The 16,468-nt window shown below is 52.8% G+C and carries 16 protein-coding genes; 8 read left to right on the top strand and 8 right to left on the bottom strand.

Features of this window, described 5'->3' with window-relative positions:
- Positions 1 to 9: 9 nt before the first annotated feature.
- Complete coding sequence (locus L1D47_RS00870) at positions 10 to 1,170, bottom strand: efflux RND transporter periplasmic adaptor subunit (protein WP_041509633.1); 1,161 nt, start codon at positions 1,168 to 1,170, stop codon at positions 10 to 12.
- Between the two features lie 424 nt (positions 1,171 to 1,594).
- On the opposite strand from L1D47_RS00870, the gene L1D47_RS00865 reads away from it, so the two are divergent.
- On the top strand, positions 1,595 to 2,350 hold the full coding sequence (locus L1D47_RS00865; RefSeq protein ID WP_239882193.1) for a TorF family putative porin: 756 nt from the start codon (positions 1,595 to 1,597) through the stop codon (positions 2,348 to 2,350).
- A 200-nt stretch (positions 2,351 to 2,550) separates the two neighbouring features.
- On the opposite strand, the gene L1D47_RS00860 is transcribed toward L1D47_RS00865, so the two are convergent.
- The gene (locus tag L1D47_RS00860) at positions 2,551 to 3,240 is read right to left on the bottom strand and encodes a DNA-3-methyladenine glycosylase I (protein WP_239882192.1); all 690 of its coding nucleotides are present in this window, start codon (positions 3,238 to 3,240) and stop codon (positions 2,551 to 2,553) included.
- A 217-nt stretch (positions 3,241 to 3,457) separates the two neighbouring features.
- Here L1D47_RS00860 and L1D47_RS00855 point away from each other — a divergent pair, with 217 nt between their 5' ends.
- Positions 3,458 to 4,363 carry a LysR family transcriptional regulator gene (locus L1D47_RS00855; protein ID WP_239882191.1) on the top strand — a complete coding sequence of 302 codons (906 nt, stop codon included), beginning with the start codon at positions 3,458 to 3,460 and terminating at the stop codon, positions 4,361 to 4,363.
- Positions 4,364 to 4,444: 81 nt separating this feature from the next.
- Positions 4,445 to 5,092: a glutathione S-transferase family protein gene (locus L1D47_RS00850; protein WP_239882190.1), complete on the top strand. Its 648-nt coding sequence runs from the start codon at positions 4,445 to 4,447 to the stop codon at positions 5,090 to 5,092.
- Here L1D47_RS00850 and L1D47_RS00845 read toward each other — a convergent pair.
- Both L1D47_RS00845 and hemG (L1D47_RS00840) read right to left on the bottom strand, forming a co-directional pair.
- Entirely contained in the window at positions 5,089 to 5,628 is a 540-nt protein-coding gene (locus L1D47_RS00845; RefSeq protein WP_239882189.1) for a thioesterase family protein, read from the bottom strand. The two genes, L1D47_RS00850 and L1D47_RS00845, sit on opposite strands and share 4 nt — an antisense overlap.
- Before the next feature lie 383 nt (positions 5,629 to 6,011).
- A complete protein-coding gene (hemG, locus tag L1D47_RS00840; protein ID WP_239882188.1) occupies positions 6,012 to 6,545 on the bottom strand; it encodes a menaquinone-dependent protoporphyrinogen IX dehydrogenase in 534 nt (177 codons plus the stop codon).
- Between the two features lie 272 nt (positions 6,546 to 6,817).
- Here hemG (L1D47_RS00840) and L1D47_RS00835 point away from each other — a divergent pair, with 272 nt between their 5' ends.
- The gene (locus L1D47_RS00835) at positions 6,818 to 7,123 is read left to right on the top strand and encodes a metalloregulator ArsR/SmtB family transcription factor (protein ID WP_041509627.1); all 306 of its coding nucleotides are present in this window, start codon (positions 6,818 to 6,820) and stop codon (positions 7,121 to 7,123) included.
- Between the two features lie 21 nt (positions 7,124 to 7,144).
- Here L1D47_RS00835 and hemG (L1D47_RS00830) read toward each other — a convergent pair whose 3' ends face one another.
- The 4 genes from hemG (L1D47_RS00830) to pepQ all read right to left on the bottom strand — a co-directional run bounded on the left by hemG (L1D47_RS00830) (position 7,145) and on the right by pepQ (position 11,221).
- The gene (gene hemG / locus L1D47_RS00830; protein WP_239882187.1) at positions 7,145 to 7,672 is read right to left on the bottom strand and encodes a menaquinone-dependent protoporphyrinogen IX dehydrogenase; all 528 of its coding nucleotides are present in this window, start codon (positions 7,670 to 7,672) and stop codon (positions 7,145 to 7,147) included.
- On the bottom strand, positions 7,672 to 9,129 hold the full coding sequence (locus tag L1D47_RS00825; protein ID WP_239882186.1) for a TrkH family potassium uptake protein: 1,458 nt from the start codon (positions 9,127 to 9,129) through the stop codon (positions 7,672 to 7,674). Before L1D47_RS00825 ends, hemG (L1D47_RS00830) begins: the two co-directional genes overlap by 1 nt.
- Positions 9,130 to 9,269: 140 nt before the next feature.
- A complete protein-coding gene (locus L1D47_RS00820; protein ID WP_239882185.1) occupies positions 9,270 to 9,884 on the bottom strand; it encodes a YigZ family protein in 615 nt (204 codons plus the stop codon).
- Positions 9,885 to 9,898: 14 nt separating this feature from the next.
- Positions 9,899 to 11,221, bottom strand: a complete 1,323-nt coding sequence (gene pepQ / locus L1D47_RS00815; RefSeq protein ID WP_239882184.1) for a Xaa-Pro dipeptidase — start codon at positions 11,219 to 11,221, stop codon at positions 9,899 to 9,901.
- A gap of 306 nt (positions 11,222 to 11,527) precedes the next feature.
- Here pepQ and fadB point away from each other — a divergent pair, with 306 nt between their 5' ends.
- The 4 genes from fadB (at position 11,528) to ybaK (ending at position 16,388) form a co-directional block, all read left to right on the top strand.
- Entirely contained in the window at positions 11,528 to 13,678 is a 2,151-nt protein-coding gene (gene fadB / locus L1D47_RS00810; protein WP_239882183.1) for a fatty acid oxidation complex subunit alpha FadB, read from the top strand.
- Positions 13,679 to 13,699: 21 nt separating this feature from the next.
- The gene (gene fadA, locus L1D47_RS00805; RefSeq protein WP_239882182.1) at positions 13,700 to 14,863 is read left to right on the top strand and encodes an acetyl-CoA C-acyltransferase FadA; all 1,164 of its coding nucleotides are present in this window, start codon (positions 13,700 to 13,702) and stop codon (positions 14,861 to 14,863) included.
- A gap of 582 nt (positions 14,864 to 15,445) precedes the next feature.
- Positions 15,446 to 15,604 (top strand): hypothetical protein, encoded by a 159-nt coding sequence (locus tag L1D47_RS00800; protein ID WP_239882181.1) that lies wholly within the window; start codon positions 15,446 to 15,448, stop codon positions 15,602 to 15,604.
- Positions 15,605 to 15,923: 319 nt separating this feature from the next.
- Positions 15,924 to 16,388 (top strand): Cys-tRNA(Pro) deacylase, encoded by a 465-nt coding sequence (gene ybaK, locus L1D47_RS00795; RefSeq protein WP_239882180.1) that lies wholly within the window; start codon positions 15,924 to 15,926, stop codon positions 16,386 to 16,388.
- Positions 16,389 to 16,468: the final 80 nt, after the last annotated feature.

The following is a 16,468-nucleotide window of genomic DNA, read 5'->3' as shown; positions in this document are numbered from 1 at the left end:
AACTTTACCTTACTTCTGTGGTTGCTTGTCTGATTGCATCTCGCTGAGCGGCTTACCCACTACAGGGGCGCCTGGACGTATCTTCTGTAAACCCTCGACGATCAGCTGATCGCCGGCCTTCAGGCCACTGGTGATGCGCCACTGGTGATCGATCACCTCGGCGGTGGTCACCACTCGCGACTCGACCTTGCCCTCGCCGCCAATCACCATGGCTACGGCCTGGCCCTTGGTATTACGGGTGACCGCCTTCTGTGGCACCAGTATCGCCTTAGGATCTGTACCTGCGTTCAACACGGCGCGCACATACATACCAGGCAGCAAGACGCCATCCGGGTTAGGGAATTCGGCCCTTAGGGTTACCGAGCCGGTGTTTTCATCCACGCTCACCTCGGCGAACCTTAGAGAACCCATATGCTCATATTCTGTGCCATCTTCCAGGATCAGACGCACATCGGCATTGTCGGCCGCCTGAAGTTGTCCCTGCTTAAGCTTGGCCTTGAGGCGCAGTAGCTGGGCGCTAGACTGGGCGATATCGACATTGATGGGATCCAGCTGTTGAATCGTCGCCAGGGCATCGCTCTGATTGGCGGTGACCAGGGCACCGGCAGTCACAGACGACTTACCGATACGGCCCGAGATAGGCGCCTTCACCTGGGTGTATTCCAGGTTAATCTTAGCGGTATTGATCGCTGCCTTAGCCACGGTCACGTTAGCCAGCGCCTCTTTATAGAGGGCGTCGGCCTCGTCGAAATCTTGTTGGCTGATGGCATCTGTCTTGATTAGGGCCTTATATCTGGCCGCCTTGGCCTTGGCCGAGACGAGACTGGCATTGGCACGGGCCAGATCGGCCTCCGCACTGACCAGCGCCGCCTTATAGGTCGACGAATCGATTTGATAGAGAGATTGACCCTCGGTCACCTCACCACCCTCGACAAAACCGCGCTCTGTGATGATTCCCGTAACCTGAGGACGTACCTCGGCTTCAAGGTAGGCCTTGCTGCGACCCGGTAGCTCAACCTGAATAGCCTGGGACTGTTCGACAACCTGAACCACCCCAACCTCCATGCTTTGTGGAGCTGCCGCCGAATGACCTGGGTTCTCGTCCTGGCCACAACCTGTTATCCATAACGCCACACTAACTAACGAGGCAATTTTTACTATTTGCCGCATGAGAACTCCTGATCAAAGCCGCAACAAAAAGTCCCCATGCACGATCGAGGTGCTATGGGATATTTAATGTGAGCAAAATTAAAAAAAGATTTAGAAACTATTTATCTCACACCTCGCTTAGTGCAACAAGAACAAGTAGGCGGAGATATTGTAAGTTAATGCAAATTTTTATTTTTAATCATGTTTTCTTGTTAAGAAACAGTTAAAGATTGCAACTTTGGGCTCAGTTTTAGCGTTTTTTGTGTCTAAATAGTGATCTTCGTTATTCGATCATGATGAAAAATAACACCATATGAAACATGAGGTTAAATCAAAGTTATTCATAATTGTTCACATCTTTATTTGATCAGTTCATCTGTGCCAACAAGGCCATTCACAACTTGGACTTATAGTCGCCTCATCAGCCAAACAACAGCTAGATGAGATGAAGATGATGAAGACCTTAACTCAGTTAAAATGTTCGATACTCCTTGGCAGCCTGTTAGCCGCTGGCGGCGTCATGGCCGAGCCGCAAAGCACACAAGTCTTAGGTGGCAATATCATAGGTAAGCTGACCTTTGCTTCCGATTATGTCTTTCGTGGTGAGTCAGAGACCATGGATGGCGATGTCCCTGTTGTGCAAGGCACGCTGGGATGGGGAAATGATCAAGGTTGGTACGGCGGTGTTTACGCTTCAAACATCAAGTTTGCCGATCCTAACCTGGAAATCGTCACGGCTCCCTACATAGGTAAGGCTGGCACCTTCGGCGATTCAGGCATTACCTATGATGTCATGCTCTTCTCCTATCTCTATCCTGGCGCCTCATACTCTAACTACACTGAGTTATGGCTCAAGGTGGGCAAACAATTTGGCCAGGCCAACCTGCAACTAGAGGTTACACCCACCGTCGATGACTGGTTTGGCGTGGACGGCTGGCAGGGCGTCAACTATGCCATCCACCCAAGCTATCAGTTTGAAAATGGCATTAGCCTCTCGGGCAGCGTAGGTTATCAGGATCTCGATGGTAATGGCGCCGAGGGCTGGGGCCATTGGAACCTGGGGGTAAGCAAGACTTTCGCGGGCCTCAGTTTTGATCTCAGATACCACGGCAGCACAGTGGATGAGAGCCATAAGGTATACGGCACACAGACCAAGATTTTTGATGACCGAGTCGTTATCGGCGTCAGCAAGAGTTTCTAAGCACTCGCAGTTTCCAATCTCTGCACGTTTTGCCAGCCCTCGGGCTGGCTTTTTTGTATAGGGATATACTTATCCCCAGTGCTCAGGGATGAGCATGGAGGGGATTTGTACATGGCCAAAAATGTTCCCTACATTTTCTGGCATTCCACCTTCCATGGGGGTCAGCTCCTTCTCCCCTAAGCACAGGGGGGAGCACTTAGTTATATCCTGTTGTCGCCCACGCCACAGGCGAGAATACGGCTGATATCTGCCAGGGAGCGACCCGATTGAGCCTGCCAGTCGTTGAAGGTTTCCTGCACCTGAGCCAGACCCCGCTTCGAGGTAAAGCCGGCGTCGACCAGCTTATGGGCCTGAAAATACCCCTTGATATCCTCAGTCAGCAGAAAGGTATCTTTGCCTATGGTACGCAGAAAATAGGGCCCAGTGTTGCCGCCTAGACGGCATCCCAGGCGTTTCAACTCGGCCCAGAGTCCGACGATATTCTCGCTGGGCCAGTCGGCAATAAACTTGGCAAAGCTGCCGTGGGCGAGCTTAATATCATGCAGCATCAGGGCGTTGTCATAGATCGCCATGGTCTTTTTCAGGTGACGTATTAGCTCAGGGTCGCTGGCACGCTGCTGAATCTGCTCCGGCGACAACATCAAGATCTTATGGGGCTCGAAATTGAAGAAGGCCGCCTCATAGGCGGGCCACTTGTTGTCGACGATGCGCCAAACAAATCCTGATTGAAACACCTTCTTACTCAACTCGGACAGCAACTCGGCATCCGAGTATTGAGCGATCTTCGCCTGAGGTAACACCTCTGGCAGACGGGCAGCTAGGCCCTCTTCTCCGCCTTTGCGCTCACAGGCACGCTGATAAATACTGTCGAATGATTCTAATCGCGCCATACTGTTGGCCGCTCCTTAAATACTTTTTGAACCCTGATTACGTGTCACGCCTTGCCATGGATCACCCACCAGCAGACTCGCCATCACGCATCAGACTTTGACTTATTGGTTATCATCAACAATAAATAACCCATATATGGGATTATTTTTACAACATTAGTAAACAATAACCAGAGATGATTGTTATCGGCTTGCCCTAAAGCTGGTGAGGTTAATTATGGACGCATCACAACTCTACCGCATGTTGGTCTTTGCCAGCGTGGTCGAACAGGGCTCGCTAACCCGCGCCGCCGAGTCACTAAACATTAGCCGCTCTATGGTGAGTCAGCACCTGAAGAAGCTGGAACACAGGTGTCAGTCGCGCCTGTTAAACAGAACCACCCGCAGCCTGTCTCTGACCCAGGAGGGTCAATCCTTTTACCGCTACTGCGCCGAGCTGCTCAAACTCGCCAAACAGGCGGAGACCTCCCTAAATCCCAGCGATGCCGAGCTGCAAGGCAGCATCACGCTTGCCGTTCCTCAAGCCCTAGGCTATGAGGTCATCGCCCCCATCATCAAGGAGTTTCATCGAGATTACCCTAAGGTGCATCTCTCCTTGCTGATACAGGACAGACAACTGGATCTGGGCGAACACCAGATCGATGTGGCAATTCAGATAGGCGCCGCCAGTCAGCCCGGTGTTAAGGAGATCAAGCTGGGCCGCTTCGATGAGTTACTGGTCGCCAGCCCGGAATACCTGGCCCACCATAGTGCGCCATTGCACCCAGATAATCTCAACCATCATCATTGGATCGGTTTAGCCGGCGACAGGCTCCCCAGGCACTGGCAGTTTGAAAACAGCGAGGGTGAGCGCGTCCGCCTGCAGCTCACCCCCTTCTTCAACTGCAACAGCCTACAGGGTACCCTGAGCCTGGTGCGCCAGGGGCTGGGGGTGGCCCTGCTGCCCGCCCCCTTGATAGACCAGCACCTTGCCAGTGGGCAGCTGGTGCATCTGCTACCCGACTATCACCTGGGACGTGGCGCCCTCTACCAGGTGCATCCCTACCTTGAGGTGATCCCACCCAGAGTCAGGGCGCTGATCGAGTTGCTGACCACCCGTCTGACACCGCGCACGACGGCATAAAGCAAGGTAAAAAGCAGGCCAGATGCAGGATTTCGGACTAAGATTAGCTTATCGGTTCTGGGCAAGTGGGAGGTGCATTTGATGGAACTGTTTTACCATCCCCTGTCTCGATATTCCCAGAAAGTCTTGATCGCCCTATACGAGAAACAAGCCAACTTCTATCCCAGGGTGATAGAGCTGAGCGATCCCTTTTCCCGTAACGAATTTAAACAGCAATATCCCCTGGAAAAATTACCCCTGCTCAAGACACGTACCGGTGAGCTCTTGCCAGAGTCCAGCATCATCATCGACTACATAGACCATGAGTTTTCCACCGGCACCCGGCTGCTGCCACAGGATTACCCACAGCGCCTACAAGTGCGCCTGTATGACCGTCTCATCGATAACGACCTGAATAATCCCCTCTACCTGCTGGAGCAGATGGATGCACGAGAAGAGGAGAATCCGCTCAAGGCGAGACAATTAGAGAATGAGATCATGCTGCTTCTAAGCGAGCTGAACGACAAGTTAAGAGAGAATCACTGGCTCTGTGGCGATGCCTTTACCCTGGCAGATTGCGCGCTGATCCCTTGCCTGAATCACGCCAGAAACCGCTTCAAGCTGTACCAGCTAGATCCCATCGACAGATACCTGAATCAGGCTAACACTCGGGGTGCCTGGATCCAGGTACAGGAAGAGATAGAGTTAACCAGCGCCGCGGTGCAGGCGGGTTTTCGCCCTATCCCTTAGTTGGCAGGTAAATTACGCTCTTTCTTCAGCGTGAGGAAGGCTTTCCACTTCTCGACTTCCGGTGGCAGGCTCGGCGCTGGGCCATCGAAGCCCGCCTCTTTCAGCATATCCGGAATAGGCACCTGTTTACGGTTATTCACGAATACGCCTCGCACATGCACGATACAGTGGAGCGTGTCGTCGCTGACGAAGCGCTGCTCGATATAGAAATATTTCTCGTCCCACCCCACCAGCCGGCTCTCGATATCGAAACGACGCAGCGGTTTGATGTCGCGGATATAGGTAAACTCGGCGGCGTTGACTATAGGTAGCCACTTGAGCTTCAAGAAACGTTTCAGCAGCCCCATCTCGGCCAGCATATAGGTGCGAGCCAGGTCCATCAGGGCGGGATAACGTGAGTTGGTCAGATGCAGGTTGATGTCACAGTCCATAGGCAAGGCGCGATAACTGATCTTACTCGTACCCAGAAAATCGATACTCCGGCAATGGCGCACCCGCCAAAACATCAACCAAAACAAACGAAAATAGAGGTTCATCTCACCTGGCTCCCTTAAATGAAGGGCAAAGGCTACCAGAGGTCTGACCAGGTGACAAGCAAGATTGCGCCGAGGCAAGCTTAGGGCCTGTTTATCTTTCGCATTCATTTTTGCAGCATTCTGTATCGCTTTTATACGAGGCAGAGCGATTGTAATCTAGTGTGCTAGATCAATGAGCGATAACGCAGTAGAAAAATGATACAGACGCTGCCCGCAGGGTTCGTCTTGAGCACGTTCAACGCTTTGTTACTCGGCTTTTTATATAGAATAACTATAACTGCAAGCCTCATGCCGCGATTTGAACGTGCTCAATTGGAACAAAATTTGTTCTCAAAAGGTCAACAGGCCCTAGTCACCCTGGCGCGATAGGCGGACGATTAAGGCTAATCCTTGAGAGTCAGCAGGTGCTCGCTGTAAAGCTTAACGTCTTCCCAATCGGTGTAATCAATCACCGCCTTGGGATCTGTTGGGCCGTCGGTGATCTTCATGATCAGCTGGATCATCCACCTGTCGTACCAACGCCAGGAGGGGTAATCCACCTTACCGGCGATCACCTTGACATCATCAGGCTTCCAGGAAGAAAGCTCGATAAACTTCTGTAGATACTTGTTGTTCTCCGGAATCCGCTTCTCCGGGTTACGGGCCACCACGTTGACACTAAAGAAGCTGTTAGGCTTGGCCGCCAACTCGGCCTGATAGCGGGTCACAAATTCGAACACTGACTTGTGGTAGCTGCCATAGAGCACACAGGCACCTACGGCGACATAGTCGTATTTTTCCCAATCTATACGCTCAAACTCGCCAATGCGCAGGGCATCACAGCTATGTCCCAAGGTGTTCAGGTGCGCCGTCATAGCCTGGGCTATCTTGGCCGTATGACCGCCGCGAGAGTAATAAACAATTAGTACTGAGGCCATAAACGACTCATCTGTATTGGAAAAGAGAGTCACATTGTTGCAGCAAAGCGCGGGAGAAACCTCAAATTGGATCACAATTTAGTTAAGGTTTTTGTGAAATACACCACCAATTGGATATTTAACTCGGGGTAAAATAACTACAAAATTATGAGCAATCCTAAAAGGACACAGGTCGGCTCTCGTTGAGTTACCCAGGCTGGCTGAGTATCATTGCTTTCACTTCCCCATTCAATTAGAACAATCTAATTAATAGAGTACAAGAGAGTTGCCGTATGCAAAAAGATATTGATGTAGATGCAATGGTCACCAATGCCCAGAGCGCAGCCAAGTGGCTAAAGGCAATAGCAAATCCCTATAGACTGATGATCTTGTGCCAGCTACTCGACAACGAACTGAGTGTGACACAGCTGAATGAAAACGTCCCCCTGAGCCAGTCGGCGCTGTCACAACACCTGGCGGTATTGCGCGCCGAAGACTTGGTAGCGACCCGTAAGAGCTCACAGATCGTCTACTACACACTGAAGAACGAGCAGGTCACCGAGGTGATCTCCATCCTCTACAAGCGTTACTGCGCATAAGCCCTGGGAAGATGAAAGCCTTTAACGTTCGCTAAAGGCTTTCGCAAACTCCTGCACCTTATCCCAATCGGTAAATTCAAACGTGCCCGAGGTATCTGTTGGGCCCTTGGTGATCCACATGATGAAACGGATCATGAACTTATCGAAGAATCGATACTTGGGATAATCTATCTTACCGGCAAACACCCCCAGCTGCTGCGGCTGCCACAGCGACAGCTGCAAAAACTTCTTCATGTAGGGATTGGTTTCCGGCGTGTTTTTCTCCGGCTTTCTCGCCACCACGTTTACGGTAAAGAAGGCGTTCTTCTTGCTGTCTAACACGGCTCTGTGACGATTCACATACTGGAACAGTTCGGGTCTGTGTTTACCGTAACGAATGCTCGCCCCTATGAGGACCTTGTCAAAATAGGACAGGTTGACCGACTGTGCCTCTTCCAGGCTAACCATGGTCACCAGCTGATTGTCCGATTTGCACTGCTCGGCAATCTGATCACAGATAGCTTTCGTCTGACCGTCTACGGTCGAATAGATAATTAGGGTACGACTCATTAATTCTTCCAAAATGTCGGTGTAAACAACACCAATAAGGTAAACACTTCCAATCGGCCGAATAGCATGGCCACCACCAACACCCACTTCTCGCCATCGCCTATGCTGGCATAGTTACTGGCAACCTCACCCAGCCCGGGCCCCAGGTTATTCAGACAGGCCGCGGTGGCGCTGAAGGCGGTGATATTATCCATGCCCAGCGCCATCAGGATCAACATGCAAACCACAAAAACGAGGGCGTAAGCAGAGAAGAACCCCCACACCGCATCTATGATGCGGTCCGGTAGCGCCTTGCCATTGATGCGGATGGAGAACATGCCCCTTGGGTGCACCAGGCGTTTGAGTTCTCGGGAGCCCTGCAGCAACAGCAAGATCATCCGCATCACCTTGATGCCACCCGCGGTCGAGCCACCACAGCCACCGATAAAGCTGGAGAAGATCAGCAGCATAGGCAAAAACAGCGGCCACATGTGGAAGCTTTCGGTACCAAAACCGGCCGTGGTAGAGATAGACACCGCCTGGAACAGGGCGAAGTCGAAGGTCTCTTCGGCACTGTCATAGATACCCGTATGGTACAGGGTCGCAAAACAGATCAGCGTCAGCGCCAGCTGGATCACGATGAGCGCCTTAAACTCGGCGTCTCTCAGGTAGACCTTGAGGTTGATGCCGCGGCGGGTAAAGGCCGCAAAGTGCAGGCTGAAGTTCAGCGCCGCGATCAACAGAAAGACCACACACACCATATTAATCGCCGTGCTGTCGAAATAGCCCATGCTGGCATCATGGGTCGAGAAGCCGCCGATGGCGATGGTCGAGAAGGAGTGACTGATGGCATCGAACACATCCATGCCGGCGATCCAATAGGCGATAGCACAGGCGATGGTGAGCGCCAGATAGATATACCAGAGCGCCTTGGCGGTCTCCGCGATTCGCGGCGTCATCTTACTGTCTTTCACCGGCCCGGGGATCTCCGCCCGATAGAGCTGCATGCCCCCGATCCCCAACACGGGCAAGATGGCCACCGCCAACACGATGATCCCCATGCCACCCAGCCATTGCAACAGGTGGCGGTAGAAGAGGATCGCCTTCGGCAGGCTGTCCAGCCCCACCAGCACGGTCGCACCCGTGGTGGTGAGCGCCGAGAAAGACTCGAAGAAACTGTCGGTGAGCGAGAGATCGGGCTGACTGGAGAAGATAAAAGGTACGGCACCTATGGAGCCCAGCACTCCCCAGAAGAGCACCACCAGCATGAAGCCTTCACGGGTACGCAGATCCTTCTTATGGCGTCGGTTGGGATACCAGAGCACGAAGCCGAGCAACAGGCTGAGAAAGAAGGCCTGCAGAAAGGCGGTGCCCCCGCCATCTTTGTAGATCACGGCAACTAGCGCTGGCGGCAGAAGCGACAAAGAAAACAGACCCATGAGCAGGCCTGTAATTCTTATTATGGTTCTATATTGCATTAGGGCGTTTTTATTATTCCGTTTGCGAAGACGCACTGGCACATTCTCGCATAGTTTATCCCGGCAGTTGTATAAAATTTATTGGCACTTTGTGACCCGAGGCAAAAAGCCCTTTGCGAACATGTTAGCCTGCTCCCGAATTAGTCGGAAAACTCCGCCTTAAGGCGTCCCTGGCTTAACGTCGCCAACTCCTGATTGAAACGATTCTGGTTCGCCCTGGGCATCTCGAAACTCAGGCTCACCCTGTCGGTAAATATCTTGTCGCAGATCTGGCCGTCGCAAAGTTCGAGAAAGTGCTCCACATCTTTGAGCTGATGATAGTCACACGCCAGCCTTCCAGGATATCGGATCTGTTTAACCTCTGTCTCCAGCTGTGCCAACCCCTGTTTAACGCCAGAGCTGTAGGCGCGCACTAAGCCGCCGACCCCAAGCTTGGTGCCGCCAAAATAGCGCACCACAACCGCACATATCTCACCTATCCCGGCACCTTGCAGGCTCGCCAACATAGGGCGGCCTGCACTGCCAGAGGGCTCACCATCATCGCTACTGCCCATGGCCACATTATTGTCGGGCGCACCGGCGATAAAGGCATAGCAATAGTGATTCGCCCCCGGATACTCCAACTTAATGTTAGCAAGTGCACACTTCAGCAATTCTTCAGACGGGCAATGAAAGAGAAAAGAGATAAAGCGGCTATGCTTTATCTCTTCTTCTATGGTGATCGGCTGAGCCGGAATGGGATAACTCTCGCTCAAAAACGCCTTACCTGTTAACCATGCAGACCCAGATCACGGGTCATATTCTCGTTACGATCGCTATGGACAATCACGTTGTCTTCGATACGAATGCCACCGAAAGGACGCACCTGATCCACCATAGCCCAGTTAATCGACTCGGCGCGGCCATCCTGCTTAAACTCGTTGAGCAGGGTATCTATGATGTACAGGCCCGGCTCAATGGTCAGCACCTGGTTGGCCACCAATGTACGGGTGCAACGTAGAAACGGATGCGCATCAGGCGGCGCAATATGCGTGCCGCGCTCGTCGTGGAGGAAGCCCCCCATGTCATGCACCTGTAGGCCCAACATATGCCCCAGGCCGTGAGGGAAGAAGGCGCTGGTGATCCCCTGCTCTATTAGTCCCTGCACATCGCCTTGCACCAGCTTGAAGTTCAGCAGCAGCTGCGCCAGCTTCTCGTGAGTCGCCAGATGCAGATCCACATATTTCACGCCGGGACGCATCATGTCGATGATATCCAACTGTAGCTTGTCCATGGCGGCGATTAGGTCGCCGAACAGGTTCTTCTCAAAGGCATAGGTACGGGTGATATCCGAGGCATAACCATGGAAACTGCCGCCGGCATCGATAAGGAAAGAGAGTCGCTGCTTGGGCGACACATGCTCAAGCGCCGTGTAGTGCAGTATGGCCGCATTTTGGTTCAGCGCTATGATGTTGCCATAGGGCACATCGTTCTCACCCATATCGGTCGCGGCCAGATAGGCCTGCTGGATCTCAAACTCGCTGGCCCCCGCATAAAAGGCGCTCTTGGCCGCCACATGACCACGCACACCTATCTCACTCGCCTTGCGCATGCAGGCCAGCTCATATTCTGTCTTGCTGGCTCTGTGATAATGTAGGTAGCTCATTACCGCTTCAGGGTTGCGACTGCCAAAGCTGAGTACATCGGCGACATCCAGGTGCTCACCAATATAGGCCCACTCTTGCAAGTTAGTCGGCAGAAGATCCGCCACCTTATCCGCCTTGGTCAACACCTTAATCTCTATCTCTGCAGTCCAGAAATCATCGGGCAGATCCGCGACCTTATGCCAGAAATCCACCGGACGATAGAAGATGAGCTGCGGCTTGTCCCGACCATTCACTATCAGCCAGCAGTGGGGATTATCGATAACCGGAAGCCAGGCCTTGAAGTGGGGATTAACCTTAAAAGGGTAATCCAGATCATCGAGAAACTGACGATGGGGCTGACCCGAATGAATCACTAAGCCGGCCAACTGCTCTCTTGCGGTGATCTCGGCGACACGCCGGTTGAGTTCGGCAATATGGGCGGGATAAAGGGTGGCTAAGTTTTCCATAATAGGCTTCCTGTTATTCTTTTTCGGCCCCTTCTTTCACCCCTCCCTTTGGCTGAAAAGGTGTAATGAAAAGGCGCTATTTTTAGTACAGCGACTATGATCTAGTGAGTCTAACATAAGGGCAAAAATCCCCCTAATCGAACAAAATTAAACGAGTGTTTAAATTGGGTGTTGAAATTTATCTGATTTAGACGCACACTGAGCAGCAACTGGTCAAATGATGGCCTGCTGTAAGATAGAGATTTTTACCCACGCTATAAGATTCTAATAGTGGGTGGCGCTCTTTAAGCAATAAGGAAGCAAGCAATGATCTACCAAAGTCCTACGATTCAAGTGGAATTACTTGAAGACAATATCGCTCGGCTCTGTTTTAACGCCGAGGGCTCAGTCAATAAGTTTGATCGAGAGACCCTCAATTCTCTTAACGACGCACTCGATGCCCTGACACAAACTCAAGGCGTCAAGGGTCTGATGCTCACCTCGGGCAAAGATGCCTTTATCGTAGGCGCCGACATCACAGAATTCCTGGGACTTTTTGCACAAGAAGATAGCGTGCTACAGGGCTGGTTAGAAGACGCCAACAAGGTGTTCAACAAGCTCGAAGATCTGCCATTCCCCACCCTGTCGGCCATCAAGGGTTTCGCCCTGGGCGGTGGTTGTGAAACCATCTTAGCCACGGACCTGCGTATCGCCGACACCACGGCGCGCATCGGCCTTCCCGAGACCAAGCTAGGCATCATTCCAGGCTTCGGCGGTACCGTTCGTCTGCCTCGCGTGATTGGTGCAGACAACGCGCTGGAGTGGATCACCACAGGTAAAGATCAACGCCCGGAAGCCGCCCTCAAAGTTGGCGCCATCGACGCGGTTGTCGCCCCCGAAATGCTAGAAACGGCTGCGCGCCAGATGCTACAAGATGCCATCGCCGAGAAGATAGATTGGCAGGCCCGTCGTCAGCGTAAGTTGTCGCCACTCACCCTGCCTAAGCTGGAAGCCATGATGTCTTTCGCCACTGCCAAGGGCATGGTATTCAAGGTTGCCGGTAAACATTATCCGGCGCCTATGGCCGCCGTCGAGGTGATCGAGCAGGCCGCCGAGAGTGAACGTGCCGAGGCTCTGCAGGTAGAACATCAGGCCTTCATCAAGCTGGCCAAGACAGACGTGGCCAAGGCGCTTATCGGCATCTTCCTCAACGATCAGTTAGTAAAAGGCAAGGCCAAGAAGGCATCCAAGCAGGCAAGTTCGGTTGACTCGGCCGCCGTGTTGGGTGCGGGTATCATGGGTGGCGGTATCGCCTACCAGAGTGCCAGCAAGGGCACGCCTATCGTAATGAAAGATATCAATCAGGCGGCATTGGATCTTGGGCTAAATGAGGCGGCTAAGCTGCTCACCGCACAGATCAATCGCGGCCGCTCTACACCGGCCAAGATGGCGGGTGTACTCAACAACATCCACGCCACCCTGGACTATGACGCGCTCAAGCAAGCCGACGTGGTGGTGGAAGCCGTTGTCGAACATCCTAAGGTCAAGTCGACCGTACTGGCCGAGGTAGAGCAAGTCGTTGCCGACGATGCCATCATCACCTCTAACACCTCGACCATCTCCATCAACTTACTGGCCAAGAGCCTACAGAAGCCAGAGCGTTTCTGTGGCATGCACTTCTTCAACCCGGTACACAAGATGCCGCTGGTTGAGGTTATCCGCGGCGAGCACAGCTCTGAAGAGACCATCGCCTCCGTCGTGGCTTACGCCGCCAAAATGGGCAAGACGCCTATCGTGGTCAACGACTGCCCTGGCTTCTTCGTTAACCGCGTACTCTTCCCCTACTTCGCCGGCTTTAGCGGCCTGCTGGAAGATGGCGCCGACTTCGCGGCCATCGATAAGGTGATGGAGAAGCAGTTTGGCTGGCCTATGGGCCCCGCATACCTGCTCGACGTAGTCGGTCTGGACACGGGTCATCACGCCCAGGCTGTAATGGCCGAAGGTTTCCCAGACAGAATGGCGAAACAAGGCAAAGACGCCATAGATGTCATGTTCGAGGCCGAGCGTTTCGGTCAGAAGAACGGCAAAGGTTTCTATCAATATTCGGTGGATCGCCGCGGTAAGCCTAAGAAAGAGGTCGACCCGCTCAGCTATGAACTCCTCGGTAACGCCTTCGGCGAGCAGAAGGAATTCAGCAGCGACGAGATCATCGCCCGCACCATGATCCCTATGATCATCGAGACGGTACGTTGTCTGGAAGAAGGCATCATCGCCACGCCAGCCGAAGCCGATATGGGACTCGTTTATGGACTCGGTTTCCCTCCATTCAGAGGAGGTGTGTTCCGCTACCTGGACACCTTAGGTGTCGCTAACTTCGTCGCCCTCGCCGATCAGTACGCCCATTTGGGTGGCCTGTATCAGGTAACCGACAAGATGCGTGAACTGGCCGCCGCCAACGGCAGCTACTACCCAGCCTAATCACCCGGAAGGAATAGAATAATGAAACAAGCAGTTATTATAGATTGCATCCGTACTCCCATGGGCCGCTCTAAGGCTGGAGTATTTAGAAATGTACGCGCCGAGACGCTCTCTGCCGAGCTGATGAAGGCGCTGTTGGTGCGCAATCCTCAACTAGACCCTAACACCATAGAAGACGTCATCTGGGGTTGTGTACAGCAGACGCTGGAACAGGGCTTCAACATTGCACGTAACTCGGCGCTACTGGCCGGTATCCCGAAACAAGCCGGCGCCGTCACGGTAAACCGTCTGTGTGGCTCGTCGATGGAAGCCATCCACCAAGCCGCGCGCGCCATCATGACAGGCATGGGTGATACCTTTATCGTCGGCGGTGTCGAGCATATGGGTCATGTGCCGATGAACCACGGCGTCGACTTCCACCCCGGCCTGGCCAACAATGTCGCCAAGGCCTCTGGCATGATGGGTCTGACCGCCGAGATGCTGGGTAAGATGCACGGCATCACGCGTCAGCAGCAAGATGAGTTTGCGGTACGTTCACACCAACGTGCTCACGCGGCCACCATAGAGGGACGCTTTGCCAACGAGATCCATGCCATCGAAGGTCACGATGCCAACGGCGCACTGGTCAAGGTGATGCATGACGAGGTTATTCGTCCCGAGACCTCACTGGAATCATTGGCAACACTGCGTCCGGTATTCGACCCGGCCAACGGCACTGTCACCGCAGGCACCTCGTCGGCACTGTCAGACGGCGCCTCGGCCATGTTGGTGATGGAAGAAGAGAAAGCCAAGGCACTGGGTCTGCCGATTCGTGCTCGCATCCGCTCAATGGCGATAGCTGGCTGTGACGCGGCCATCATGGGCTATGGTCCAGTACCGGCCACTCAGAAAGCCTTGCAGCGTGCAGGCCTTACCATGAATGACATAGACCTTATCGAACTCAACGAGGCCTTTGCCGCGCAGTCGCTGCCTTGTGTGAAGGATCTGGGCTTGATGGATCTGGTCGATGAGAAGGTTAACCTCAACGGTGGCGCCATCGCCCTGGGTCACCCGCTGGGCTGCTCGGGTGCACGTATCTCGACTACGCTAATCAACCTGATGGAAAGCAAAGATGCGACCTTAGGTCTGGCAACTATGTGCATCGGCCTGGGCCAAGGCATAGCAACGGTATTCGAGCGCGCATAACCCGCCCCCCGAATATTAGCCTGATAGAAGGAGCGACCGAGTCGCTCCTTTTTTGTTTCACGTGAAACCTGATGATCTAGGGCCTGTTTATCTTTCGCGTTCATTTTTGCAGCATTCTGTATCGCTTTTATACAAGGCAGAGCGATTGTAATCTAGTGTGCTACATCAATGAGCGATAACGCAGTAAAAAAATGATACAGACGCTGCCCGCAGGGTTCGTCTTGAGCACGTTCAACGCTTTGTTACTCGGCTTTTATATAGAATAACTATACTTCAAGCCTCATGCCGCGATTTGAACGTGCTCAATTAGAACAAAAATTGTTCTCAAAAGGTCAACAGGCCCTAGGGTTAGCACTCTCAGGACTTTCACTTCATCGCCACACCTGTAATACCAATCACAGTAAACATGTGATCAGAAATAGCGCAGGAAAAACGCTTGAGAACAGAGCAGGATTTTTAGATAAGTAGTTATTCTACAATTAAAAATACTAATACAGTTATCACGCGTTTTAACAAGCTAGAATGATCAATTGTTTATTACGATTGGTATAATATCTTTACTGGAAACCCTAACGGAGATGAATGCAGATGGAGATAGTCCGGCTGATCGACAAGCCCGAGGCCATAGCGCAGGTCGCTGCTTGGTATCACGAGGAGTGGGGGCACTTAGGTGCCAATCGCACTCAGGCTGAGTTGACTCATACGCTAAGCCAATATCTGCAACTCTCGGGGATCCCGTAACTCTGGCTCGCCTTAGAGGACGGCCTTCCCGTCGGCGCGATTCAACTCAGATATCAGGAACACCCAGAGTATCCAGTCGATAGCGTGTGGCTAGGCGGCATCTATGTAATATCTGCTAATAGAGGACAAGGCATTGCCAAGAGACTGATAGCCACCGCAGAGCATTACGCATTAGCCTCAGGCGCCGACAGCCTGTACCTGCAAACGGAAGCAAAAAACCTCGCCCTCTATCACAGCCTCAACTGGCGGGTTATCGCTACACTTCCCTACTCAGACCTTTTGGTCAAGGTTATGCGTAAATCGCCAATAAGAGAGAATCATGACACCCGCAACTAAGATGCTCGATAAGGCCAAGATCCCCTATCGTCTCCATCAATATCAACACGACGCCAATGCAGGCGCCTATGGCCTGGAGGCCGCCGAGAAGCTGAATCTTGCTACCGAGTTAGTCTTCAAGACGTTAGTGGCCGAACTGGACAGTGGCAATCTTGTGGTCGCCATCATCCCGGTAGCTAAGAAGTTAAACCTTAAACAGCTGGCCAAGGCGGCAAAGGCTAAGAAGGCGGCCATGGCTGCGCCGGATAAGGTTCAACGCAGTACAGGCTATGTGCTGGGTGGGGTTAGTCCGATAGGACAGAAGAAACGTCTTGCCACCTTTATCGATACAAGTGCCGAGCACTTGCCCGAGATCTATGTCAGTGGCGGGCGCCGTGGCCTGGATATCGAGCTCACTCCCACAGACCTTCAAGAGGTGACTCAGGCACGTTTCGTCGCCTTGGTATGATCAGGCCTGTTTCACGTGAAACGTCCTTAGAAGGATCACAAATCCAGGGGGCATGACTTGGCTTAACCGTCCGGCTAGCG

The organism is Shewanella sp. Isolate7 (assembly GCF_022398425.1).
Lineage (GTDB): Bacteria > Pseudomonadota > Gammaproteobacteria > Enterobacterales > Shewanellaceae > Shewanella.
This window is presented reverse-complemented; position numbering and strand designations above follow the sequence as displayed.